The organism is Phycicoccus avicenniae (assembly GCF_050496545.1).
In the GTDB taxonomy this organism is placed as follows: domain Bacteria; phylum Actinomycetota; class Actinomycetes; order Actinomycetales; family Dermatophilaceae; genus Phycicoccus; species Phycicoccus avicenniae_A.
In genome coordinates, this window is the sequence record NZ_JBNVZV010000032.1 from 1 (window position 1) to 20,988 (window position 20,988).

General features: G+C 72.3%; 23 protein-coding genes. 3 read left to right on the plus strand and 20 right to left on the minus strand.

Annotated elements, in window-relative coordinates:
- Positions 1 to 170: 170 nt before the first annotated feature.
- Both ACQZ2A_RS19300 and ACQZ2A_RS19305 read right to left on the minus strand, forming a co-directional pair.
- Positions 171 to 1,949 carry a 3-hydroxyacyl-CoA dehydrogenase family protein gene (locus ACQZ2A_RS19300; RefSeq protein ID WP_430214274.1) on the minus strand — a complete coding sequence of 593 codons (1,779 nt, stop codon included), beginning with the start codon at positions 1,947 to 1,949 and terminating at the stop codon, positions 171 to 173.
- Between the two features lie 102 nt (positions 1,950 to 2,051).
- A complete protein-coding gene (locus ACQZ2A_RS19305) occupies positions 2,052 to 2,507 on the minus strand; it encodes a hypothetical protein (RefSeq protein ID WP_430214276.1) in 456 nt (151 codons plus the stop codon).
- An 81-nt stretch (positions 2,508 to 2,588) separates the two neighbouring features.
- Between ACQZ2A_RS19305 and nucS the strand changes: the two genes are divergently transcribed.
- Together nucS and ACQZ2A_RS19315 are read left to right on the plus strand one after the other, a co-directional pair.
- Positions 2,589 to 3,284: an endonuclease NucS gene (nucS, locus tag ACQZ2A_RS19310; RefSeq protein WP_430214277.1), complete on the plus strand. Its 696-nt coding sequence runs from the start codon at positions 2,589 to 2,591 to the stop codon at positions 3,282 to 3,284.
- 50 nt (positions 3,285 to 3,334) lie between these two features.
- Positions 3,335 to 3,880 (plus strand): type 1 glutamine amidotransferase domain-containing protein, encoded by a 546-nt coding sequence (locus ACQZ2A_RS19315; RefSeq protein WP_430214279.1) that lies wholly within the window; start codon positions 3,335 to 3,337, stop codon positions 3,878 to 3,880.
- Here ACQZ2A_RS19315 and ACQZ2A_RS19320 read toward each other — a convergent pair.
- Positions 3,870 to 5,885, minus strand: a complete 2,016-nt coding sequence (locus ACQZ2A_RS19320) for a protein meaA (protein ID WP_430214337.1) — start codon at positions 5,883 to 5,885, stop codon at positions 3,870 to 3,872. The genes ACQZ2A_RS19315 and ACQZ2A_RS19320 overlap by 11 nt on opposite strands.
- A gap of 144 nt (positions 5,886 to 6,029) precedes the next feature.
- Positions 6,030 to 6,404, minus strand: coding sequence for an STAS domain-containing protein (locus ACQZ2A_RS19325; protein ID WP_430214281.1), 375 nt, complete (start codon positions 6,402 to 6,404; stop codon positions 6,030 to 6,032).
- Between the two features lie 151 nt (positions 6,405 to 6,555).
- Here ACQZ2A_RS19325 and ACQZ2A_RS19330 point away from each other — a divergent pair, with 151 nt between their 5' ends.
- Complete coding sequence (locus ACQZ2A_RS19330) at positions 6,556 to 7,176, plus strand: cob(I)yrinic acid a,c-diamide adenosyltransferase (RefSeq protein WP_430214283.1); 621 nt, start codon at positions 6,556 to 6,558, stop codon at positions 7,174 to 7,176.
- A 123-nt stretch (positions 7,177 to 7,299) separates the two neighbouring features.
- Here the strand turns inward: ACQZ2A_RS19330 and ACQZ2A_RS19335 are convergent, their stop codons facing one another.
- The 16 genes from ACQZ2A_RS19335 to prfA form a co-directional block, all read right to left on the minus strand.
- Positions 7,300 to 7,731 carry a DUF2550 family protein gene (locus ACQZ2A_RS19335; RefSeq protein WP_430214285.1) on the minus strand — a complete coding sequence of 144 codons (432 nt, stop codon included), beginning with the start codon at positions 7,729 to 7,731 and terminating at the stop codon, positions 7,300 to 7,302.
- Between the two features lie 26 nt (positions 7,732 to 7,757).
- On the minus strand, positions 7,758 to 8,024 hold the full coding sequence (locus ACQZ2A_RS19340) for a F0F1 ATP synthase subunit epsilon (RefSeq protein WP_430214338.1): 267 nt from the start codon (positions 8,022 to 8,024) through the stop codon (positions 7,758 to 7,760).
- The gene (atpD, locus tag ACQZ2A_RS19345) at positions 8,021 to 9,478 is read right to left on the minus strand and encodes a F0F1 ATP synthase subunit beta (RefSeq protein WP_430214287.1); all 1,458 of its coding nucleotides are present in this window, start codon (positions 9,476 to 9,478) and stop codon (positions 8,021 to 8,023) included. Before atpD ends, ACQZ2A_RS19340 begins: the two co-directional genes overlap by 4 nt.
- An 11-nt stretch (positions 9,479 to 9,489) precedes the next feature.
- Positions 9,490 to 10,389, minus strand: coding sequence for a F0F1 ATP synthase subunit gamma (locus ACQZ2A_RS19350; protein WP_430214289.1), 900 nt, complete (start codon positions 10,387 to 10,389; stop codon positions 9,490 to 9,492).
- 42 nt (positions 10,390 to 10,431) lie between these two features.
- Positions 10,432 to 12,072 carry a F0F1 ATP synthase subunit alpha gene (atpA, locus tag ACQZ2A_RS19355; RefSeq protein ID WP_430214291.1) on the minus strand — a complete coding sequence of 547 codons (1,641 nt, stop codon included), beginning with the start codon at positions 12,070 to 12,072 and terminating at the stop codon, positions 10,432 to 10,434.
- An 88-nt stretch (positions 12,073 to 12,160) separates the two neighbouring features.
- Positions 12,161 to 12,976 carry a F0F1 ATP synthase subunit delta gene (locus tag ACQZ2A_RS19360; protein WP_430214293.1) on the minus strand — a complete coding sequence of 272 codons (816 nt, stop codon included), beginning with the start codon at positions 12,974 to 12,976 and terminating at the stop codon, positions 12,161 to 12,163.
- Positions 12,976 to 13,569, minus strand: coding sequence for a F0F1 ATP synthase subunit B (locus tag ACQZ2A_RS19365; protein ID WP_430214294.1), 594 nt, complete (start codon positions 13,567 to 13,569; stop codon positions 12,976 to 12,978). The genes ACQZ2A_RS19360 and ACQZ2A_RS19365 overlap by 1 nt, the downstream gene beginning before the upstream one ends.
- A gap of 59 nt (positions 13,570 to 13,628) precedes the next feature.
- Entirely contained in the window at positions 13,629 to 13,850 is a 222-nt protein-coding gene (atpE, locus tag ACQZ2A_RS19370) for an ATP synthase F0 subunit C (RefSeq protein ID WP_030527793.1), read from the minus strand.
- Positions 13,851 to 13,933: 83 nt separating this feature from the next.
- Positions 13,934 to 14,773 (minus strand): F0F1 ATP synthase subunit A, encoded by an 840-nt coding sequence (gene atpB, locus ACQZ2A_RS19375; protein ID WP_430214296.1) that lies wholly within the window; start codon positions 14,771 to 14,773, stop codon positions 13,934 to 13,936.
- Positions 14,770 to 14,892, minus strand: a complete 123-nt coding sequence (locus ACQZ2A_RS19380) for a hypothetical protein (protein ID WP_430214298.1) — start codon at positions 14,890 to 14,892, stop codon at positions 14,770 to 14,772. Before ACQZ2A_RS19380 ends, atpB begins: the two co-directional genes overlap by 4 nt.
- On the minus strand, positions 14,889 to 15,344 hold the full coding sequence (locus tag ACQZ2A_RS19385; RefSeq protein WP_430214299.1) for a hypothetical protein: 456 nt from the start codon (positions 15,342 to 15,344) through the stop codon (positions 14,889 to 14,891). The genes ACQZ2A_RS19380 and ACQZ2A_RS19385 overlap by 4 nt, the downstream gene beginning before the upstream one ends.
- Positions 15,345 to 15,436: 92 nt before the next feature.
- Positions 15,437 to 16,834 (minus strand): sugar transferase, encoded by a 1,398-nt coding sequence (locus ACQZ2A_RS19390; RefSeq protein WP_430214301.1) that lies wholly within the window; start codon positions 16,832 to 16,834, stop codon positions 15,437 to 15,439.
- Between the two features lie 19 nt (positions 16,835 to 16,853).
- Positions 16,854 to 18,137, minus strand: coding sequence for a serine hydroxymethyltransferase (gene glyA, locus ACQZ2A_RS19395; protein ID WP_430214302.1), 1,284 nt, complete (start codon positions 18,135 to 18,137; stop codon positions 16,854 to 16,856).
- Complete coding sequence (locus ACQZ2A_RS19400; RefSeq protein ID WP_430214304.1) at positions 18,130 to 18,867, minus strand: L-threonylcarbamoyladenylate synthase; 738 nt, start codon at positions 18,865 to 18,867, stop codon at positions 18,130 to 18,132. Before ACQZ2A_RS19400 ends, glyA begins: the two co-directional genes overlap by 8 nt.
- Positions 18,868 to 19,048: 181 nt before the next feature.
- Positions 19,049 to 19,915, minus strand: coding sequence for a peptide chain release factor N(5)-glutamine methyltransferase (prmC, locus tag ACQZ2A_RS19405; protein ID WP_430214305.1), 867 nt, complete (start codon positions 19,913 to 19,915; stop codon positions 19,049 to 19,051).
- A complete protein-coding gene (prfA, locus tag ACQZ2A_RS19410; protein WP_430214307.1) occupies positions 19,912 to 20,988 on the minus strand; it encodes a peptide chain release factor 1 in 1,077 nt (358 codons plus the stop codon). Before prfA ends, prmC begins: the two co-directional genes overlap by 4 nt.

Below are 20,988 nucleotides of genomic sequence, written 5' to 3' on the forward strand. Positions count from 1 at the left end.
CTCGAACCCCGAGCCGTGGCACTGGCAGTACTTCGGCACCTACAACCCGGGCTCGAGGGGCCCCCCCCCCCCCCCCCCCCCCCCCCCCCCCCCCCGCCCCCCCCCCCCCCCCCCCGCCCCGCCCGCCCCCCCCCCCCCCCCCCCGCCCCCCCCCCCTCCGGTGAGGACGCTCAGGCGTAGGTGCGGAAGCCCCGCCCGCTCTTGCGGCCGAGGTACCCGGCCGTCACGAGGTGCTCGAGCAGCGGCGCCGGCGCGAAGCCGCGCTCGCGGAACTCGACGTACAGCTCGCGCTCGATGGCCAGCGACACGTCCAGCCCGACGACGTCGAGCAGCTCGAAGGGCCCCATCGGCAGGCCGCAGCCGGTCTTCATCGCGGTGTCGATGTCGTCGGCCGTGGCGTAGTTGGCCTCGAGCATCTTCACGGCGTCGTTGAGGTAGGGGAAGAGCAGCGCGTTGACGATGAACCCGCTGCGGTCCGCGCACGTGACGGCGACCTTGCCGACCGTCGCGCAGAGCGTCTGCACGGTGGCCAGCACGTCGGGTGCGGTGGTCACGGTGTGCACGACCTCGACCAGCTTCATCACCTGGGCCGGGTTGAAGAAGTGCATCCCGATGACGTCCTGCGGCCGCGAGGTCACCTTGGCGCAGTCGATGATCGGCAGCGACGAGGTGGTCGTCGCGAGGACGGCACCGGGCTTGCAGATCCGGTCGAGGTCGCGGAAGAGGTCCTGCTTGACGGCGAGGTCCTCGGCGACCGCCTCGACGACGAGGTCGACGTCGGCCAGCGCCTCGCGCCCCGTGGCGCCCACGACCCGCCCGAGCAGCGCGTCGGCGTCGGCCTGCTCCATCCGACCCTTCTCGACGGCCCGCGCGCAGCTGCGGCCGAGCGCCGTCAGCACCGCGGCCACCTTCTCCTCGGAGCGCGCCACGAAGGTGACCGGGTGGCCGGCCTTGGCGAACACCTCGATGATGCCCGTCGCCATCGTGCCGCTGCCGACGACGCCGACCGTGCGCACCTCACGCAGCGCGACCCCGGCGGGCACGCCACCGCTGGGCGTCTGCGCGTCGGGCACGACCTCGGGCGAGCCCGGCTCGGCGTAGGTGTAGAACCCGCGCCCGGACTTCCGGCCAAGCAGCCCCGCCGACACCATCTGCTTGATGATCGGGCTCGGCGCGTGCAGGCGGTCGCGGCCCTGCTTGTACATCGTGTCGAGGATCTCGTAGGCGGTGTCGATGCCGATGAGGTCGAGCAGCTGCAACGGGCCCATCGGGTAGCCGCAGCCGAAGCGCATCGCGGCGTCGAGGTCCTCGCGGGTGGCGTAGCGGCCCTCGTACATCGCGACGGCGTGGTTGAGGTAGCCGAAGAGCAGGCGGTTGGCGATGAACCCCGCCTTGTCGCCGACGACGACCGGCTTCTTGCCGAGCCGCTCGGCGAGGGCGCTGACGTCCTCGAAGACGTCGTCGGCCGTGATGACGGTGCGGATGACCTCGACGAACTGCTGCACCGGGGCCGGGTTGAAGAAGTGCATGCCGACGACCCGCTTGGGGTTGGTCGTCGCGACGGCGATCTCGGTGACCGAGAGCGAGGAGGTGTTGGTCGCGAGGACCGCCTCGGGGGCCACGATCCGGTCGAGCCGGCCGAAGATCTCCTTCTTGAGGTCGAGGTGCTCGGGCACGGCCTCGACGACGAGCTGGCAGCCGGCGAGGTCCTCGAGCGCGGTGGTGAAGGTGACCCGCGCGTGCAGGGCGTCGTGCTGCTCCTGGGTGATCTTCTCGCGGCGGAGGGCGCGGCCGGTGCTGCCGGCGAGGATCTCGCGGCCGTGGGCCACGCCGGCCTCGTCGACCTCCACCGCGAGCACGTCGATGCCGTTGCGCGCGAACACCTCCACGATGCCGGCGCCCATCGTGCCGAGTCCGATCACACCGACGCTGGTGAAGTCACGAGTCATGGCCGCGATCCTTCCAGAGCCACCGGGCAGCGACGACCGCCCTCCCGCGTGACGCTGCTTACCCCGCGGCGCGCGGCGTGCTGACGGCCGGCGTGAGCCCCGTCACCAGTCGACGCCGGAGGCCACGAGCTCGGCCTCGAGCCCGACCCGGTCGCGCGGGTCGAGCGGCAGCAGGCCGATGGGCGTCGGCACCTCGTTGCGGCTGCACAGCTGGACGAGGACGTGGTCGTAGGCCGCGAGCGCCGCGGCGATGCGGGCCGCCGGGTGCGGCTGGACGTCGGCCTCGATGCGGCGCACCTCGCCCGCCAGGCGCCGCAGCTCGAGGACGAGGAGCACCGTGGGGACCGGTTCGGGACGGCGGCGGTCGAGGAGGCCGACCCGCTCGAGCCCGTCGAGGACGCCGGTCCACCGGGAGCCGCCCCGGCGCAGGACGCGGCCGAGCGCGGCCATCGGGCGGGGCGTGGGGCCGCCGCTGTACCAGCGCAGGCCCTGCACGAGGAGGATGAAGAGCGTTCCGGGCAGCGCGACGAAGAACACCGGCACCAGCGCTGCCCTCATCGGCCTCACCTCTCCCGCCCAGTGTGCGGAACGGACCCACCCCCCGGCAAGGGATGTGGAGGGTCGGTAGGGTTCTCGCTCGTGCGGATGGTCATCGCGACGTGCTCGGTCGACTACGAGGGACGCCTGACGGCGCACCTCCCCCTGGCCACCCGTCTCCTCCTCGTCAAGGCCGACGGCTCGGTGCTCGTGCACTCCGACGGCGGCTCCTACAAGCCGCTCAACTGGATGTCGCCGCCGTGCGCGATGGCCGAGGTCGAGCCGGACGAGACCGAGGCGGCCGAGGGCGTGACGGCGGTGTGGGTCGTCCAGCACGCGAAGTCCGAGGACCGCCTGCGCGTCCGCCTCCACGAGGTCCACAGCGACAGCAGCCACGACCTCGGCGTCGACCCGGGCCTGGTCAAGGACGGCGTCGAGGCCCACCTGCAGAAGCTGCTCGCGGAGCACATCACGACCCTCGGCGAGGGGTGGACGCTCGGCCGCCGCGAGTACATGACGGCCATCGGGCCGGTCGACATCCTCTGCCGCGACGCCTCCGGCGGACACGTCGCCGTCGAGATCAAGCGGCGTGGCGAGATCGACGGCGTCGAGCAGCTGACCCGCTACCTCGAGCTGATGAACCGCGACCCGCACCTCGCGCCGGTGACCGGTGTCTTCGCGGCCCAGGTCATCAAGCCGCAGGCCCGCACGCTCGCCGAGGACCGCGGCATCCGCTGCGTGGTGCTCGACTACGACGCGCTCAAGGGCATCGACAACAGCGAGCACCGCCTCTTCTGACGGTGGCCGTCGGCCGTTTCGTGCACCGCGCCCCCGGGTAGGCGCCCGGCATGACCGACACCACGAACTCCCGCCGCAAGGTCGCCTTCCTCGTCGCCACCGAGGGCATCGAGCAGGTCGAGCTCACCGAGCCCTGGAAGGCCGTCGAGGACGCCGGGCACCAGCCGGTCCTCGTGTCGACCGAGGCCGGCGAGGTCCAGGCCTTCGACCACCTCGACAAGGCCGACACCTTCCCCGTCGACGTCACCGTCGCCGAGGCCGAGGTCGGCGACTACGACGCGCTCGTCCTGCCCGGCGGCGTGGCCAACCCGGACGCCCTGCGCACGGACTCCGACGCCGTCTCGTTCGTGCGCACCTTCGTCGAGTCGGGCAAGCCCGTCGCCGCGATCTGCCACGCCCCGTGGACCCTCGTCGAGGCCGACGTCGTGCGCGGTCGCACCCTCACCTCGTGGCCGAGCCTGCAGACCGACCTGCGCAACGCCGGGGCCACGTGGGAGGACCGCGAGGTCGTGATCGACGACAACCTCATCACCAGCCGCAACCCCGACGACCTCCCCGCGTTCGGCAAGGCCCTCACGGAGGCGCTCAGCCGCTGACGGGCTGCGCCACGGGCTCCAGCCCCCGGGCGGAGCGGATGACGTCGACGAAGCGCGCCATGATCTCGGTGAGCCCGAAGTCCTTCGGGGTGAACACCTCCGCGACGCCGAGCTCCTTGAGCCGGACGGCGTCGGCCTCGGGGATGATCCCGCCGACGATGACCGGCACGTCGCCCGCGCCGGCGGCGCGCATCCGCTCGAGGACGTCGGGCACGAGCTCCATGTGCGAGCCCGAGAGGATCGAGAGCCCGACCAGGTGCACGTCCTCGGCGACGGCGGCCCCGACGATCTGCTCGGGCGTCAGCCGGATGCCCTGGTAGACCACCTCGAAGCCGGCGTCGCGGGCGCGCACGGCCACCTGCTCGGCGCCGTTGGAGTGGCCGTCGAGGCCGGGCTTGCCGACGAGGACGCGCAGCCGCTCGCCGAGCTCGTCGCCGGTGGAACGGACGAGGTCGCGCACCCGGGCGAGCTCGGCCGTTCCGGCGCCGGTGCCCACCGAGCCGCTCACGCCGGTGGGTGCACGGAACTCGCCGAACACCTCGCGCAGCGCCCCGGCCCACTCCCCCGTGGTCAGTCCGGCGCGGGCGCACTCGAGGGTCGCCGGCACGAGGTTGGCGTCCGTGGCGGCATCGGCGCGCAGTCGCTCCAGGGCTGCGGCGGCGCGCTCGCGGCGCGCGGGGTCGGCGTCGCGCTCCTCGCGCCAGGCCCGCACGGCCCGGACGGCGGCGTCCTCGACGTCGTGGTCGACGGTCTGGATGGCGGTGGTCAGGTCGGCGGTCAGCGGGTTGGGCTCGGTGGTCTCGAAGCGGTTGACGCCGACCACGACCTCCTCACCGGCCTCGATGCGGGCCCGGCGCCGCGCGTGCGAGGCGACGAGCTCGGACTTCATGTAGCCGCCCTCGACGGCGGCGACGGCCCCACCCATCTCGCGGACGCGGGCCATCTCCTCCTTGGCGCCGGCCACGAGCTCGGCGACCTTGGCCTCGACGACGACCGAGCCCTCGAAGAGGTCGCCGTGCTCGAGGAGGTCGGACTCGTAGGCGAGCACCTGCTGCATCCGCAGCGACCACTGCTGGTCCCACGGGCGGGGCAGCCCGAGCGCCTCGTTCCAGGCCGGCAGCTGCACCGCGCGGGCACGGGCGTCCTTGGAGAGCGTGACGGCGAGCATCTCGAGGACGATGCGCTGGACGTTGTTCTCGGGCTGGGCCTCGGTGAGCCCCAACGAGTTCACCTGCACGCCGTACCGGAACCGGCGGTGCTTCGGATCCTGCACGCCGTAGCGCTCGAGGGTCAGCTCGTCCCAGAGCCGCACGAAGGCGCGCATCTTGCACATCTCCTCGACGAAGCGCACGCCGGCGTTGACGAAGAACGAGATCCGGGCGACGACCTCACCGAAGCGCTCGGCCGGCACCTGCCCGGAGTCGCGCACGGCGTCGAGGACCGCGATCGCCGTGGACATCGCGTAGGCGATCTCCTGCACGGGCGTGGCCCCGGCCTCCTGCAGGTGGTAGCTGCAGATGTTGGTCGGGTTCCACTTCGGGATGTCGGCGACGGTGTAGGCGACCATGTCGGTGATCAGCCGCATCGACGGCGCCGGCGGGAACGCGTACGTCCCCCGCGACAGGTACTCCTTGATGATGTCGTTCTGCGTCGTGCCGGCCAGCGCGCGGACGGCCGCGGCCGGGTCCTCCCCCGCCGCCTCGGCCTGCTCCTCGGCGACCACCTGGTAGAGCGCCAGCAGCCACATCGCGGTGGCGTTGATGGTCATCGAGGTGTTCATCGTCGACAGCGGGATGTCCGCGAAGAGCGCGCGCATGTCACCGACGTGGCTGATCGGCACGCCGACCTTGCCGACCTCGCCGCGGGCCAGCGGGTGGTCCGGGTCGTAGCCGGTCTGGGTCGGGAGGTCGAAGGCGACCGAGAGACCGGTCTGGCCCTTGGCCAGGTTGCGCCGGTAGAGCGCGTTGCTGGCGGCGGCGCTGGAATGGCCGGCGTAGGTGCGCATCACCCAGGGGCGGTCCCGCTCCGGGCGGGTGGCGTCGCTGCTCTCGGACATGCCGGGAACGCTAACCGGGGGTCCTCGTGCCGGGTAGGGCGTCGCACGGTGAGAGTGCCCACACGTGAGGCGCGCCACCCGCGTCGTGGGCCCTCAGGCGCCGGCGAGGGCCTGCTCGCTCGGGGCCTCGGCGCACGGCACGGCGACGGCCGCGAGGAGCCCGTGCAGCCGGGCCCGCCGCAGCAGCCGTCGGGTGCGGTCGTCGGCCGCCACGACGTGGAGCGAGCGGCCGGCGCGCCGCGCCCGACGCCGCAGCTCGACGACGAGACCCAGACCCGTCGCGTCCCCGATCTCGACCTGCCCGAGGTCGAGGAGGACGGCGTCCGAGCCGTCGGCGACGAGCCGGTGCAGCGTGAGCCGCACGTCCGGGACGGTGCGGGTGTCGAGCCGTCCGTTGAGCACCACGAGCACCCCTGCGGCGTGCTGGTGCTCGGTGATCGTGACGACGGTGTCCCCCTGGTCGGCCACGTGCTCCCCCTCTCCACGACGTCGTGTGCCCCCATTCAGTCGCACGCCGGAGCGGCGGTCCACCCACCACGGTCACGTTTCGGCAACAACTGGACATTGTCACCTTCCGGCCAGCATCGGGTGGCCGCACCGGGTCTGACAGGCTGGGCCCATGGTCAACCTCACCCGGATCTACACCCGGACCGGCGACGACGGGTCCACCGCCCTCGGCGACCTCAGCCGGACCCGCAAGACCGACCTGCGGCTGGCCGCCTACGCCGACGCCAACGAGGCCAACGCCGCCCTCGGGGTGGCCCTGGCCTGCGGGGACCTCCCGGTCGAGGTGCGCACCGTCCTGCTGCGCGTGCAGAACGACCTCTTCGACGTCGGCGCCGACCTCGCGACCCCGGTCCAGGAGTCCTACGAGTACCCGCCGCTGCGGGTCAAGGAGGAGTGGGTCGCCGAGCTCGAGGCCGACTGCGACCGGTGGCTCGAGCCCCTGGAGAAGCTGCGCTCGTTCATCCTCCCCGGCGGCACCCCGGGGTCGGCGTACCTGCACCAGGCGCTGACCGTCGTGCGCCGCGCCGAGCGCTCCACGTGGGCGGCCATCGAGGAGTACGGCACCGAGCCGGGGTCCGGCCGCGGCGAGGGCGGCGTCAACCCGACGACCGCGCAGTACCTCAACCGGCTCTCGGACCTGCTCTTCGTGCTGGCCCGCACCGCCAACGTCGAGGCCGGCGGGGACGTGCTGTGGGCCCCGGGCGGTGGCCGCGAGGCCGCCCCCGAGCGCTGACCCCGCCCCACGCACCCGACGTATTGCGCATCCGCCACCTCCGGGAGGCTCCTGAGGGCCCCGGGAGGTGGCCATTGCGCAATAAGTGGGGTGGAGAGAGTGTGCGCATTGCGCCGGCGCGCGTCAGGCGACGTTGACGTTGAAGCCGGGCGGGCTGGACTCCAGCCAGGCCCGCACCGCCGTGTAGGCCGCCGGCACGAACGCGAACTCGCAGGTGCGCCCCGCCGCGGTTCCCGTGACCGAGACCGGTTCCGCCAGACCGGGGATGACGTCGGCGGTCGGGTGCGGCGACCCGAGCTCGACCTCACCGCGCAGCCAGGATACCTCGGGGCGCAGGGACGGCCCGACGATCGAGAACCACTCGAAGCGCTCGGCACCGAGCCGCGCCAGCCCGAGCCGCCAGCGGGCGCCGGGCTCCTTGCGCAGCGCGCAGAGCATCACCGGCCGGCCGTCCCCCGAGATGTAGCGACGGCGCGCCCACACGAAGGTGAGCGCGCCGACGACGATGAGGACGACGAGGGCGAGGACGAGCTCGGATACGACCAGTGCGTCCATCCGGTGCCCGTCCCCGCCCGACTACGTCAGGAACCCATGCCCGAGGCGTCGACCGACTCGGCGACGATGGTCACCCGGTCGTGGTCGACCGACAGGAAGCCGCCGTCGACCACCGCCGTCTTCCAGCCTCCGGCGTTGATGCGGACCTCGCCCTCGGCGAGGACGCAGAGCATCGGCTGGTGGCCGGGCAGCACGCCGAGGTCACCCTCGATGGAGCGGGCGCTGATCTGGCTCGCCTCGCCCTCCCAGACGCGACGGTCCGCGGCGACGAGCTCGACCTGGAGGGCCATCAGAGGTTCTTCTGGATCTCGGCCCACTGGCGCTCGACGTCGTCGAGGCCACCGCACATGAAGAACGCCTGCTCACCGACGTGGTCGAAGTCGCCGTCGCAGATCTTCGTGAAGCCCTCGATGGTGTCGGCCAGGGAGACCGTCGAGCCCTCGATGCCCGTGAACTGCTTCGCGACGTAGGTGTTCTGCGACAGGAAGCGCTGCAGGCGGCGGGCCCGGTTGACGAGGACCTTGTCCTCCTCGGAGAGCTCGTCGATGCCGAGGATCGCGATGATGTCCTGGAGCTCCTTGTTGCGCTGGAGGATCCCCTTGACGCGCAGCGCGGTGTTGTAGTGGTCGTCGGCGATGTACCGGCGGTCCAGGATGCGCGAGGTGGAGGTCAGCGGGTCCACGGCCGGGTAGATGCCGAGCGAGGCGATCTCGCGCGACAGCTCGGTCGTGGCGTCCAGGTGGGCGAACGTCGTGGCCGGCGCCGGGTCGGTGTAGTCGTCGGCGGGGACGTAGATCGCCTGCATCGAGGTGATCGAGTGACCACGCGTCGAGGTGATCCGCTCCTGGAGCGTGCCCATCTCGTCGGCGAGGGTCGGCTGGTAGCCGACGGCGGAGGGCATGCGGCCCAGCAGCGTCGAGACCTCCGAGCCGGCCTGGGTGAACCGGAAGATGTTGTCGATGAAGAGGAGCACGTCCTGCTTCTGGACGTCGCGGAAGTACTCGGCCATCGTCAGGGCCGAGAGGGCGACGCGCAGGCGGGTGCCCGGCGGCTCGTCCATCTGGCCGAACACGAGGGCGGTCTGGCCGAGGACGCCGGCCTCCTCCATCTCGACCATGAGGTCGTTGCCCTCACGGGTGCGCTCGCCGACACCGGCGAACACCGAGACACCACCGTGGTCGCGGGCGACGCGGGCGATCATCTCCTGGATGAGGACGGTCTTGCCGACGCCCGCACCGCCGAACAGGCCGATCTTGCCGCCCTGGACGTACGGGGTGAGCAGGTCGATGACCTTGATGCCGGTCTCGAACATCTGGGTCTTGGACTCGAGCTGGTCGAAGGCCGGGGCCTTGCGGTGGATGCCCCAGCGCTCGTTGACCTCGAAGCGCTCGCCCTCCTCGAGGTTCATGACCTCGCCGGTGGTGTTGAACACCTTGCCGAGCGTGACGTCGCCGACGGGCACGGTGATCGGGCCGCCGGTGTCCTGCACGGCGGTGCCGCGCACGAGGCCGTCGGTGGGCTGCAGCGAGATGGCACGGACCATGTTGTCGCCGATGTGCTGGGCGACCTCGAGGTTGAGGGCCTTCTTCTCGCCACCGATCTCGACCTCGGTGGTCAGCAGGTTGTACTGCTCGGGCATCGCGTCGACGGGGAACTCGACGTCGACGACCGGGCCGATGATGCGGGAGATCCGGCCGACACCGCCGGCGGCGGCGGCCTCGCTCTTCTCGGTGACAGTGGCAGTCATGGGTCTCTCTCTCACTTGCTCTCGGCCAGCGCGCTGGCGCCACCGACGATTTCGCTGATCTCTTGGGTGATCTCGGCCTGGCGCGCCTGGTTGGCCAGACGGGTGTACTTCTTGACGAGCTCCTCGGCGTTGTCCGTCGCCGACTTCATCGCGCGCTGGCGGGCGGCGAGCTCGGAGGCGGCGGCCTGGAGCATGCAGTTGAACAGCCGCGCGTTGACGTACTTCGGCAGCAGCGCGTCGAGGACCTGCGCGGCCCCCGGCTCGAAGTCGTAGAGCGGCAGGAGGTCCTCGGCGGCCGGCTTCTCCTCGCCCTCGACGACCTCCAGGGGCAGGAGGCGGATGACCTCGGGCTCCTGGGTGACCATCGAGACGAAGCGCGTGAAGACGACGTGCACCTCGTCGATGCCGCCCTCGTCGGTGGCCGTGGTGAAGTCGGCGACGAGCCGCTCCCCCACCTCGCGGGCGACGTCGAAGGTCGGCTTCTCGGAGAACCCGCTCCACTCCGCCGCGAACTCACGGTGGCGGAACTTGTAGAACCCGATCGCCTTGCGGCCGAGGAGGTACGGGACGACCTCCTTGCCCTCCTCGCGCAGGCGGGCGACGAGGCGCTCGCTCTCCTTGAGGACCGAGGACGAGTAGGCGCCGGCCAGACCGCGGTCGGAGGTCATGATGACGACCGCGGCGCGGCGCACGTCCTCCTTCTCCGAGGTCAGCGGGTGGTCCTCGTTGGAGAACGTCGCGACCGCGGAGACCGCGCGCGTCAGCGCCCGGGCGTACGGCGTGGACTCGCGCACCGCCTCCTGCGCCTTGACGACGCGGGCAGCGGCCATGAGCTCCATCGCCCGGGTGATCTTCTTCGTCGAGCTGACGGCCCGGATGCGCTGCCGGTACTCCCGGATCTGCGCTCCCATGTCATCCCGCCTTTCGTGGTGTTCGCTCGGTGGACCGGGGGCTCAGCGCTTCTGCCGGACGATCTGCTCCTGGTCGGAGTCCATCGCCTCGCTGCCGTCCTCGCCCTCGTCGTTGACCGGCACCGCCGCGTCGCCGGAGGCGTCGAAGAGCTTGGCCTTGAAGGTGTCGACCTCGGACTCGAGCGCCTGCTCGGTGCTCTCCTCGAACTTCCCGGTCTCGCGGATGCCCGCGAGGAGGTCGCCCTTGGTGCGGCGCAGGTGGTCGAGGAACTCGGCCTCGAAGCGGCGCACGTCCTCGACGGCGACGCTGTCGAGCTTGCCCGTGGTCCCCATCCAGATGGAGACGACCTGCTCCTCGACCGGCACCGGCGCGGCCTGCGGCTGCTTGAGCAGCTCGACGAGGCGGGCACCCTTGGCCAGCTGGGCGCGCGAGGCGGGGTCGAGGTCGGAGGCGAACATCGCGAAGGCCTCGAGGGCGCGGTACTGCGCGAGGTCGAGCTTGAGGCGGCCCGCGACCGACTTCATCGCCTTGATCTGCGCGGCACCACCGACGCGGGAGACGGAGACACCCACGTCGATCGCCGGGCGGACGTTGGCGTTGAACAGGTCGGCCTGGAGGTAGATCTGGCCGTCGGTGATCGAGATGACGTTGGTCGGGATGTACGCCGAGACGTCACCGGCCTTGGTCTCGATGATCGGCAGGCCGGTCATCGAGCCCGCGCCGAGCTCGTCGGAGAGCTTCGCGCAGCGCTCGAGCAGCCGGCTGTGCAGGTAGAAGACGTCTCCCGGGTAGGCCTCGCGGCCCGGCGGGCGGCGCAGGAGGAGGGAGACGGCGCGGTAGGCCTCGGCCTGCTTGGACAGGTCGTCGAAGACGATGAGGACGTGCTTGCCCTGGTACATCCAGTGCTGGCCGATGGCCGAGCCGGTGTAGGGGGCGAGGTACTTGAAGCCCGCGGAGTCCGAGGCGGGGGCCGCGACGATGGTCGTGTACTCCATCGCGCCGGCCTCCTCGAGGGTGCCGCGGACCGACGCGATGGTCGAGCCCTTCTGGCCGATGGCGACGTAGATGCAGCGGACCTGCTTCTCCGGGTCGCCGGTCTCCCAGAACTCCTTCTGGTTGATGATCGTGTCGACGGCGACGGTGGTCTTGCCCGTCTGGCGGTCGCCGATGATCAGCTGGCGCTGGCCGCGGCCGATCGGCGTCATCGCGTCGACGGACTTCAGGCCGGTCTGCAGCGGCTGGTGCACCGACTTGCGCTGGACGACCGTGGGGGCCTGCAGCTCGAGGGCGCGGCGCTCGTCGGAGGCGATGTCGCCGAGGCCGTCGATGGGCGTGCCGAGCGGGTCGACGACGCGACCGAGGAAGGCGTCGCCGACGGGGACCGAGAGGACCTCGCCCGTGCGCTTGACCTCCTGGCCCTCCTCGATGGCGGAGAAGTCACCGAGGATGACGACACCGATCTCGTGGACGTCGAGGTTGAGCGCGAGGCCCAGCGTGCCGTCCTCGAACTGGAGCAGCTCGTTGGTCATCGCCGAGGGCAGGCCCTCGACGTGCGCGATGCCGTCACCGGCGTCGGTGACGCGGCCGACCTCTTCGCGCGAGGCGGCGCCCGGCTCGTAGGAGCGCACGTAGCTGTCCAGCGCGTCCCGGATCTCGTCCGGGCGGATCGAGAGCTCCGTCATGGGTGATCTTCTCCTCGGTCACCGGCCCCCTGTGGGGCCGAAGTTCTGGTGGGTGGTGCGTGTTCGGTTGTGTGCCGCGAGCGGCGGGTCAGCCCCCGGTGACGTGCCGGCGGGCCTCGTCGAGGCGTCGCAGCACCGTGCCGTCGACGACCTCGTCGCCGACCTGGACCCGGATGCCGCCCATGACGGCCGGGTCGCGGACGACCTGGAGGGCCACGGGCTTGCCGTAGTGCTTCTCGAGCGCACTGCGCAGGCGGGCCTGCTGCTGCTCGCTCAGGTCGCCCGCGGCCGTCACGAGCGCGGTCAGCTCGTCACGTCGCTGCGAGGCGAGGTGGAGGTAGGCCGCCATCACCGCGTCGAGCCGGCGTCCGCGGGGCACGCGCACGGCCTGCTCGGCGAGGCGCACCGTCTCCGGGGCGGCCTTGGCGTCGAGGAGGGTGTGGACCAGACCGGCCTTGCCGGCCGAGTCCGTGTTGCGGCTGGAGAGCGTGTCGCGCAGCGAGGGGTCGGCGGCGACGATCCGCTCGAAGCGGAACAGCTCGTCCTCGACGCGGTCGATGCGCCCGGCGGACTCGGCCCCCGCGAGCAGCGCCTGGACGGCGAGGCTCTCGAGGGTGTCGCCGAGGTCGCGCTCGGCGGCCCAGCGCTGGGCCACGACGACCTCGACGAGCTCGCTCGTCGGGGCGCCCACCTTGCCGCCGAACAGGGACCGGGCCAGGCCCGCCTTGTCCGACGACTCGCGCGACGGGTCGGCGAGGGCCCGACGCAGCGACGCGGTGCCCTCGACGACACCGGTCACCGCGAAGAGCTCCTCGGCGAGCGAGCCCGCGTCCGTGCCGCCCCGCAGGGCCGCGTCGAGCGCGTCCTGTGCAGTGCGGCCCGAGGCGCGCGACGACCCACGCATCAGGCGTCCTGCCCGGCCGGGGTGACCTTCTCGGGCGCGACCTCGCCGGCCTCGAGCTCGGCGAGGAACCGGTCGACGATGCCGTTCTGGCGCACCTCGTCCTCGAGCGACTCGCCGACGATCTTGCTCGCGAGGGCGGTCGAGAGCGTCCCGACCTCCTGGCGCAGCTGGACGACCGCCTGCTGGCGCTCGGCCTCGACCTGGCGCTTGGCCGCCTCCGTGATGCGGGTCGCCTCGGCCTGGGCCTGGGCGCGCATCTCGGCGACGATCGAGGCGCCCTGCTCACGGGCCGACTCGCGGATCTCGTTGGCCTCGGTGCGGGCCTCGGCGAGCTGGGCGGTGTACTGCTCCAGCGCGGCCTTGGCCTCGGCCTGGGCCTGCTCCGCCTGCTGCATGCCGCCCTCGATCGCGGCGGCGCGCTCCTCGTAGAGCTCCTCGAGGCGCGGCACGACCTTGGTCTTGTACAGCCAGTACAGGATGCCGAAGGCGATGAGCCCGATGATCATCTCGGCCGGCTGCGGGAGCAGCGGGAAGCCCGAGGGGAAGCCGTGGGGCTCCCCGTCGGCGGCGGCAACTACGGATGCGGTGATCACATCGCGTCCTTATCTCGTCGGTTCAGGTTCGAGCGGGTGCGGTCCGTGCGCGACCCGCGTCAGTTGGGGTTGGTGCCCTGGAAGACGAAGGCGAAGACGAGACCGAGGATGGCCAGCGCCTCCGTGATCGCCATGCCGGTGAAGGCGATGGTCTGGAGCATGCCGCGGGCCTCGGGCTGACGGGCCACACCGTTGATGTAGGCGGCGAAGATCAGGCCGACACCGATGCCGGGGCCGATCGCGGCGAGACCGTAGCCGAGGTAGGCGATGGAGCCGTACATGTCGTGTGTTCCTTTCGGTGGCGCCGGGCCTGTCCCGACGTCGAGGGTGGAGCGGGGGTCGTGCTACCGGCCGGAGCCGGGGGTCAGTGGTGCTCGCTCACCGCGTCGCTGATGTACAGCGCGGCGAGGAGGGTGAAGATGAACGCCTGGAGGAACTCGATGAGGAGCTCGAAGAACGTCATCCCGATGGAGAAGGCGAAGGAGAGCGCGCCCGAGAAGTTGAGGAAGAGGTTGTCGCCCTCGAGGAGCAGGTACTCGCCGCCGATGATGAAGACGAGCAGCATGAGGTGGCCGGCGAGCATGTTGCCGAAGAGTCGCAGCGCGAGCGTCAGCGGCCGGATCACGAAGTACGTGAGGAACTCGAGGCCGAAGAGGATCGGCTTCAGCCAGCCGGGCAGGCCCGGGGGGATGAGGCTCTTGAAGTAGGGCAGGACGCCGTGCTTCCGGCGGATCGCGACCGTGTGGTAGACGACGTAGACGATGAGCGTCAGGACGATCGGGATGCCGACCCGGCTCATCGTGGGGAACTGGATGAACGGCACGATGCCGAACACGTTGTTCACGAGGATGAGCGTGAAGAGGGTGAGCAGCAGCGGGACGAACTGCAGGAAGTCCTTGGAGCCGATGATGTCGCGGCCGATGGTGTTGCGCACGAAGTTGTACGAGCCCTCGACCATGAACTGGCTCTTGCTCGGCACGACCGTCAGCTTGCGGGTAGCGCCGACGTAGAACCAGGCGAGCAGACCCACCGAGATGAGCAGGACGATCGCCGGGCGGGTGATGGCCCAGGCGCCGGTCCCGTCGAAGGGGATGACCGGCCACCAGAAGTCCGCGACGCCGGGCGTCTGGAAGCCGCCCTCCCCGCCTTCGGCGGTGGCGACGGCAGCGGGCAGCCAGCTAGCGGAGACCACGGTCGGGCTCACACCTTCTCCTCGGGGATGTCACGGGCGCCGACGACGGGCGCCCGGGTGGACTGGACGTACGCTACCCGACCCCCGGAGGTGGTCGCGACGGCGGGACCCCGGGCCCCGGACGGGCTCATCGGCCCTGCTCCGGGTCCTCGGCGGGCTCGTCGTAGACGGGCAGTCGGGCGGTGCGCATGGCCCGCCAGGCGAAGGCCTGCCAGGCGAGGGTGACGACGAGCGCGGTGAGCGCGAGGGCCGTGCCGTCGACCCAGGAGGCGTTCCGGAAGACGATGAAGAACACGAGCAGCACGAGGATCTGGGCCAGGTAGACGGCCATCGCGACGGCGAGGAAGGCGTGCGGGCTGGCGCTGCGGACGAGCCGGCTGAGCAGGAACATCCCCGAGGCGAAGAAGCCGATGGAGACCGCGAGGCCGAGCAGCGAGCCCGGGAGGGCGTCGAGACCCCGCACGGCGGTGAGCACGACGACCGTCAGGGCCCCGGCGACGCTGGCCGGGACGAGCGCGCCCCGGAGCATGACCGCGAACGGGGCGCCGGCGGTGGCGACGGTGTTCTCGGGGCGGTCGGTCATCGACGATCGGCCTCTTCGGTGGTCGTGGCGGAGGTGGTTCCGGACGGCTTGTGAAAGTTATCACAAGCCCTTCGTCATGCCAAAGGTGCAGGTCAGACCCGTCGCGCGAGGACGACCCAGATGGTGCGGACGATGATCTCGAGGTCGAGCACCGGGGACCAGTTGACGAGGTACTGCAGGTCGTAGCCGAGCTTGTACTCGGCGTCGGTGTGGTACCGCCCGTGGATCTGGGCCAGACCGGTCAGCCCCGGGGGCACCTCGTGCCGGCGGGTGTACCCGGCGATCTCCTTCTCGAACCCCGCGGTCAGCTCGGGGCGCTCGGGCCGCGGCCCGACGACCGACATCCGGCCGGTGAGGATGTGCAGGATCTGCGGCAGCTCGTCGGCGCGCGTGGCCCGCACCCAGCGGCAGGCCGGGATGACCCGCGGGTCGCCGGTGCCGGTGGAGAGCTGCGCGCCGCCGTCGACCTCGGCATCGAGCCGCATGGTGCGGAACTTGACCATCTCGAAGGTCTCCCCACCGACCCCGACGCGCGTCTGCCGGAACAGCAGGGGCCGGCCGGCGACGACCAGCTGGTGCAGCGCCGTCCCCCCGAGCAGGAGCAGCCAGACGGGCGCGGTGAGGACGACGAGCAGCAGGTCCAGGAGGCGCTTGAAGTGCCGCTGCGAGGGCGCCATCGTCTGGGCCTGGAGGAGCACGAAGGGCAGGCCGGCCACCTCGCGCAGCCGGTCCAGGCCGAAGAGCGTCTCGCGCCCGCCCACGCGCAGCAGCACGGTGGCGTCCTGCCGGTCGAGGCGCCCGATGGTGCGCGGGTACCAGTCGTCGAGCCACGCGGCCGTGAGCAGCAGGACGTCGGTGGCGCGGGTGTGCTCGACGGCGTCGACGACGGTGTGCGGGTCGTCGACCTCGCCGACCACCTCCAGCGTCGAGTCGTTGGCCGCGAGGTGCTCACGGGCCAGGCCGATGTCGGCCGGCGTGCCCGCGAGGACCACCCGCGGCGGCCCCTCGCGCCGTGTGCGCAGCCACTGGACGACCGCGCGGTTGACCGCCACGGCCACACCGGCCAGGACGATGACGGCGACGAGGTTGGTGATCGGGAACGGCAGCGCCCGCTCGATGAGCGAGCCCCGTTGCCGCAGCAGGCCGCCGAGCGCCAGGTTGAGCAGCGCCACGAAGCTGCCGGCCGCGAGGGAGAGCCGGGCCGCCTTGGGCAGCACCGCTGCTCCCCCGAGCCGCGGCTCGCGCTCGTAGAGCCCGCCGAAGTAGTACGCGACGAGGAAGACCAGGCTCGACACGACGAACGAGACGGCGTACGCGCCGGTGTTGTACGTCGGCCACGACGCGGGCGCGCCGAAGCGGTAGAGCATGACCGCCACGGCCAGCCCGAGGACGGCGAGGCCGTCGAGGAGCATGACGAGGCGGAACCCGCGGCGGTTCAGCCGGGTGAGCAGGCGCGGCTCCGGCCGGGTCGCGGGCGAGGGGTCGGACACGGTCGCGGCGCCCCCGCGCTCAGGCGCCGGGCCGCGGGTACGCCGGGAACGCCTCGACGAGGTCGGTGACCTGGCCCCGCACCTCGCGCGAGACGGCGTGCTCGGGGTCGGCGTCGCCCTCGGTCACGGCCTTCGCGATGAGCGCGGCGACGGTGCGCATCTGGTCCTCGCCCATCCCCTGCGTCGTGACGCACGGGGTGCCGACGCGGATGCCCGAGGCGATGTTCGGCTTCTGCGGGTCGAACGGGATCGCGTTCTTGTTCAAGGTGATCCCCGCGGCGTCGGCGCGGGCCTCGGCGTCGACACCGGTGACCATGACCGGCTGGAGGTCGTGGAGGCTCAGGTGGGTGTCGGTGCCGCCGGTGGTGGGCCGGATGCCGTGCTCCCCCAGCGACTGCGCGAGCACCGCGGCGTTGGCGACGACCTGGCGCGTGTACGCGGCGTACTCGGGGGTGGCGCACTCCTTAAAGTTCACGGCCTTCGCGGCGATGGTGTGCATCTGCGGGCCGCCCTGCATCATCGGGAAGACGGCCTTGTCGATGGCGGCGGCGTGCTCCTCGCGGCAGACGATGGCGCCCGAGCGCGGGCCGCGCAGCACCTTGTGGGTCGTGAACGACACGACGTCGGCGTACGGCACCGGGCTCTCGATGGCCTTCCCGGCGACGAGGCCGATGAAGTGCGCGGCGTCGACCCAGAAGATCGCGCCGACCTCGTCGGCGATGGCGCGGAAGCGCGCGAAGTCGATGGTGCGCGGGATGGCCGAGCCCCCGGCGAGGATGACCTTCGGGCGGTGCTCGCGCGCGAGCTGCTCGACCTGGTCGTAGTCGATGTCCTCGGTGTCCTTGTCGACGCCGTAGTGGACGGCGTCGAACCACTTGCCGGAGAACGAGACCTTCGTGCCGTGCGTCAGGTGGCCGCCGTGCGGGAGGCTCATCGCGAGGATGGTCTCGCCGGGCTTGAGGAACGCGCCGTACACGGCCTGGTTCGCGCTGGCGCCCGAGTGCGGCTGGACGTTGGCGTGGTCGGCGGCGAAGAGGGTCTTGCACCGCTCGATGGCCAGGCTCTCGGCCACGTCGACCTCGGAGCACCCGCCGTAGTACCGGCGGCCGGGGTAGCCCTCGGCGTACTTGTTCGAGAGCGTCGAACCGAGTGCAGTGAGCACCTCGGGGCTGGAGAAGTTCTCGCTGGCGATGAGCTGCAGCCCACCCCGCAGCCGACCGAGCTCGGAGACCAGGACCCCGGCGATGTCGGGGTCGAACGCGGCGAGCGCGTCGAAGTCGGATCCGTAGAACGTGTCAGTCATCGTCGCTGGTCTCCCGCGGCTCGTCCTGGTTCGGTGCACCGGTCTCGGCACCCGCGTCGGCCTCGTCGGCGCGCGACAACTCTAGGGCGTCGGCGCGGGCCCGCTCGACGACGTCCATCACCTCCTGCTCCGAGAGCGCGCCGAGCCGCAGGATGCTCGGCTCCTCGCGCGTGCAGTCGACGATGGTCGAGGCGAGGCCGCCGGTGCTCGGGCCGCCGTCGAGGTAGAACTCGACGGCCGCGCCGAGCTGGCTCGCGGCGTCGAGGACGGTGCGGCTGGCCGGGTGCCCGTGCCGGTTGGCGCTGCTGACCGCCATCGGCCCGACCTCCTGGAGGAGGGCGAGGGCGACCTCGTCGTCGGGCATCCGCAGGGCGACCGTGCCGCCGGTCTCCCCGAGGTCCCACGCGAGCGAGGGCTGCGCCCGCAGCACGATCGTCAGCGGCCCGGGCCAGAAGGCGCGGACCAGCGCCCGCGCGTACTCGGGCACCTCGGTGGCCAGGCCCTCGAGCGTGCGCTCCTCCGGGACGAGCACCGGCGGGGGCATGTCGGGGCCGCGGCCCTTGGCGTCGAGCAGGTCGCGGACGGCGTCGTGGCTGAAGGCGTCCGCGCCGATGCCGTAGACGGTGTCGGTGGGCAGCACGACGAGTGCTCCGCGCCGGACACCCTCGGCGACCTTCGGCAGGGCGTCGGCGCGCCCGCTCTCGGTGGTGCAGTCGAAGACCGGGCTCATGGGGCCAGCCTAGGACGCGCCGCTCCGCCGGCCCGGAGGCGGTTGGCGCGTCGCAGCGGGCAGGATGGTCGCATGCAGCGCTACTCGGGCCTGGCCTGGACCGGCCTCGGCGTCCTCGTCATCGTCGCCGTCCTCTGGTTCGTCCTGCCGCGTCTCTGAGGCGCGGAGTGGCGGGCGACCGTCAGGGCGCGCGGACGGCGACGGTGGCGCGGGGCCGGCCCGAGAGGTCGGGGTGGTCGACGACCTCGGTCCACGCGCCGGTGGCCCGCAGCCCGGCCGGCAGCTTCTCGCCCTGGCTGTCGGCGTGCTCCATGACGAGCACGCCCCCGGGGCGCAGCAGCACCGCCGCGCGGGCGGCCACCGCCAGCGGCACCGCCAGGCCGTCGGCCGAGCGCCCGTAGAGCGCGACCTCGGGGTCGTGGTCGCGCACCTCGGGGTCGAGCGGCACGGCACCGTCGGGGATGTAGGGCGGGTTGCTCACGACGACGTCGACCATCCCCTCGAGCTCGGGGAAGGCGCTCGTGGCGTCGCCGAGCAGCACCTCGACGTCGAGCCCGAGCCGGTCGCGGTTGGCGACCGCCCACCCGTGCGCGAGGTCGGAGAGCTCGACGGCGTGCACGGTGGCCGCCGGCAGCTCGTCCTTGACGGCCAGGGCGATGGCGCCCGAGCCGGTGCAGAGGTCGACGACGAGCGGGGTGTCCCCGGCCGCGCGAGCGGCCTCGAGGGCCAGCCCGGCGACCACCTCGGTCTCCGGGCGGGGCACGAATACGCCCGGGCCGACGGCCAGCACCAGGTGGCGGAAGGCGGCCCGCCCGGTGAGGTGCTGCAGCGGCACGCGCTCGCGGCGCTCGGCGAGGAGGTCCTCGAGGCGCGCCACGTCCGCCTCCCCTACCGGGGTGCGCAGGACGGCCATCCGCCGCACTCCCCCGGCGTCGGTGCCGAGGACGAACCCCAGCAGCTCGACGGCATCGGCGTCCGGAGAGGCGATGCCCACGGCCGCGAGGTCGGCGCGGGCCGCGGCGAGCAGCGCGTCGACGGTGAGGGTCATCGCTCGGCGATCGCGGCGAGCCGGGCGGCCTCGTCGGCGTCGACGGCCGACTGGACGACGGGGTCGAGGTCGCCGTCGAGCACGGCGTCGAGGTTGTGCGCCTTGTAGCCGGTGCGGTGGTCGCTCACCCGGTTCTCGGGGAAGTTGTAGGTGCGGATCCGCTCGGAGCGGTCGACGGTGCGCACCTGGCTCGCCCGCACCGAGGCGTCGGCGGCGTTCCGCTCGTCCATCGCCTGCTGGTGGAGCCGGGCCCGCAGCACGCGCAGCGCGGCCTCACGGTTCTGGAGCTGGCTCTTCTCGTTCTGGCAGGAGACGACCAACCCGGTCGGCAGGTGGGTGATGCGCACGGCGGAGTCGGTGGTGTTGACGCTCTGGCCGCCCGGACCGCTGGAGCGGAAGACGTCGATGCGCAGGTCGTTCGGGTCGATGACCACCTCGACCTCCTCGGCCTCGGGCATCACCCAGACCCCGGCGGCCGAGGTGTGGATGCGGCCCTGGCTCTCGGTGACGGGCACGCGCTGCACGCGGTGCACGCCGCCCTCGAACTTCAGCCGCGCCCACGGCGCCTCGCCGGGCTGCGGTGTGCCGCGCGACTTCACGGAGACCCGCACGTCCTTGTAGCCGCCGAGGTCGGACTCGGTGGCGTCGAGGACCTCGGTGCGCCAGCCCCGGCGCTCGGCGTGCCGCAGGTACATCCGCAGCAGGTCGCCGGCGAACAGCGCGGACTCCTCGCCGCCCTCCCCCGCCTTGACCTCGAGGATGACGTCGCGGTCGTCCTCGGGGTCGCGCGGCACGAGGAGGCGACGCAGGCGGTCCTCGGCGGCGGTCAGCGTCTCCTCGAGGGCCGGCACCTCGTCGGCGAACGCGGCGTCCTCGGCGGCCAGCTCACGGGCTGCGCCGAGGTCGTCCCGGGCGGCGACCCAGGCCTGGTGCGCCGCGACGGTCGGGCCGAGCGCCGCGTAGCGCTTGGCCACCTCGCGGCTGCGGTCGGGGTCGGAGGCGACCTCGGGGTCGGCCATCTCGCGCTCGAGCGCGGCGTGCTCGGCGACGAGCGCCTCGGCGGACTCGAGCAC

Excerpts from the sequence above, each read along its gene's own strand:
- ACQZ2A_RS19300 (WP_430214274.1), bottom strand. The coding sequence starts at position 1,949 with ATGACTCGTGACTTCACCAGCGTCGGTGTGATCGGACTCGGCACGATG.
- ACQZ2A_RS19305 (WP_430214276.1), bottom strand. The coding sequence starts at position 2,507 with ATGAGGGCAGCGCTGGTGCCGGTGTTCTTCGTCGCGCTGCCCGGAACG.
- ACQZ2A_RS19315 (WP_430214279.1), top strand. The coding sequence starts at position 3,335 with ATGACCGACACCACGAACTCCCGCCGCAAGGTCGCCTTCCTCGTCGCC.
- ACQZ2A_RS19320 (WP_430214337.1), bottom strand. The coding sequence starts at position 5,885 with ATGCGCACCTACGCCGGCCATTCCAGCGCCGCCGCCAGCAACGCGCTC.
- ACQZ2A_RS19330 (WP_430214283.1), top strand. The coding sequence starts at position 6,556 with ATGGTCAACCTCACCCGGATCTACACCCGGACCGGCGACGACGGGTCC.
- ACQZ2A_RS19335 (WP_430214285.1), bottom strand. The coding sequence starts at position 7,731 with ATGGACGCACTGGTCGTATCCGAGCTCGTCCTCGCCCTCGTCGTCCTC.
- atpD (WP_430214287.1), bottom strand. The coding sequence starts at position 9,478 with ATGACTGCCACTGTCACCGAGAAGAGCGAGGCCGCCGCCGCCGGCGGT.
- ACQZ2A_RS19350 (WP_430214289.1), bottom strand. The coding sequence starts at position 10,389 with ATGGGAGCGCAGATCCGGGAGTACCGGCAGCGCATCCGGGCCGTCAGC.
- atpA (WP_430214291.1), bottom strand. The coding sequence starts at position 12,072 with ATGACGGAGCTCTCGATCCGCCCGGACGAGATCCGGGACGCGCTGGAC.
- ACQZ2A_RS19360 (WP_430214293.1), bottom strand. The coding sequence starts at position 12,976 with ATGCGTGGGTCGTCGCGCGCCTCGGGCCGCACTGCACAGGACGCGCTC.
- atpE (WP_030527793.1), bottom strand. The coding sequence starts at position 13,850 with ATGTACGGCTCCATCGCCTACCTCGGCTACGGTCTCGCCGCGATCGGC.
- ACQZ2A_RS19380 (WP_430214298.1), bottom strand. The coding sequence starts at position 14,892 with ATGAGCCCGTCCGGGGCCCGGGGTCCCGCCGTCGCGACCACCTCCGGG.
- ACQZ2A_RS19385 (WP_430214299.1), bottom strand. The coding sequence starts at position 15,344 with ATGACCGACCGCCCCGAGAACACCGTCGCCACCGCCGGCGCCCCGTTC.
- glyA (WP_430214302.1), bottom strand. The coding sequence starts at position 18,137 with ATGACTGACACGTTCTACGGATCCGACTTCGACGCGCTCGCCGCGTTC.
- ACQZ2A_RS19400 (WP_430214304.1), bottom strand. The coding sequence starts at position 18,867 with ATGAGCCCGGTCTTCGACTGCACCACCGAGAGCGGGCGCGCCGACGCC.
- prmC (WP_430214305.1), bottom strand. The coding sequence starts at position 19,915 with ATGACCCTCACCGTCGACGCGCTGCTCGCCGCGGCCCGCGCCGACCTC.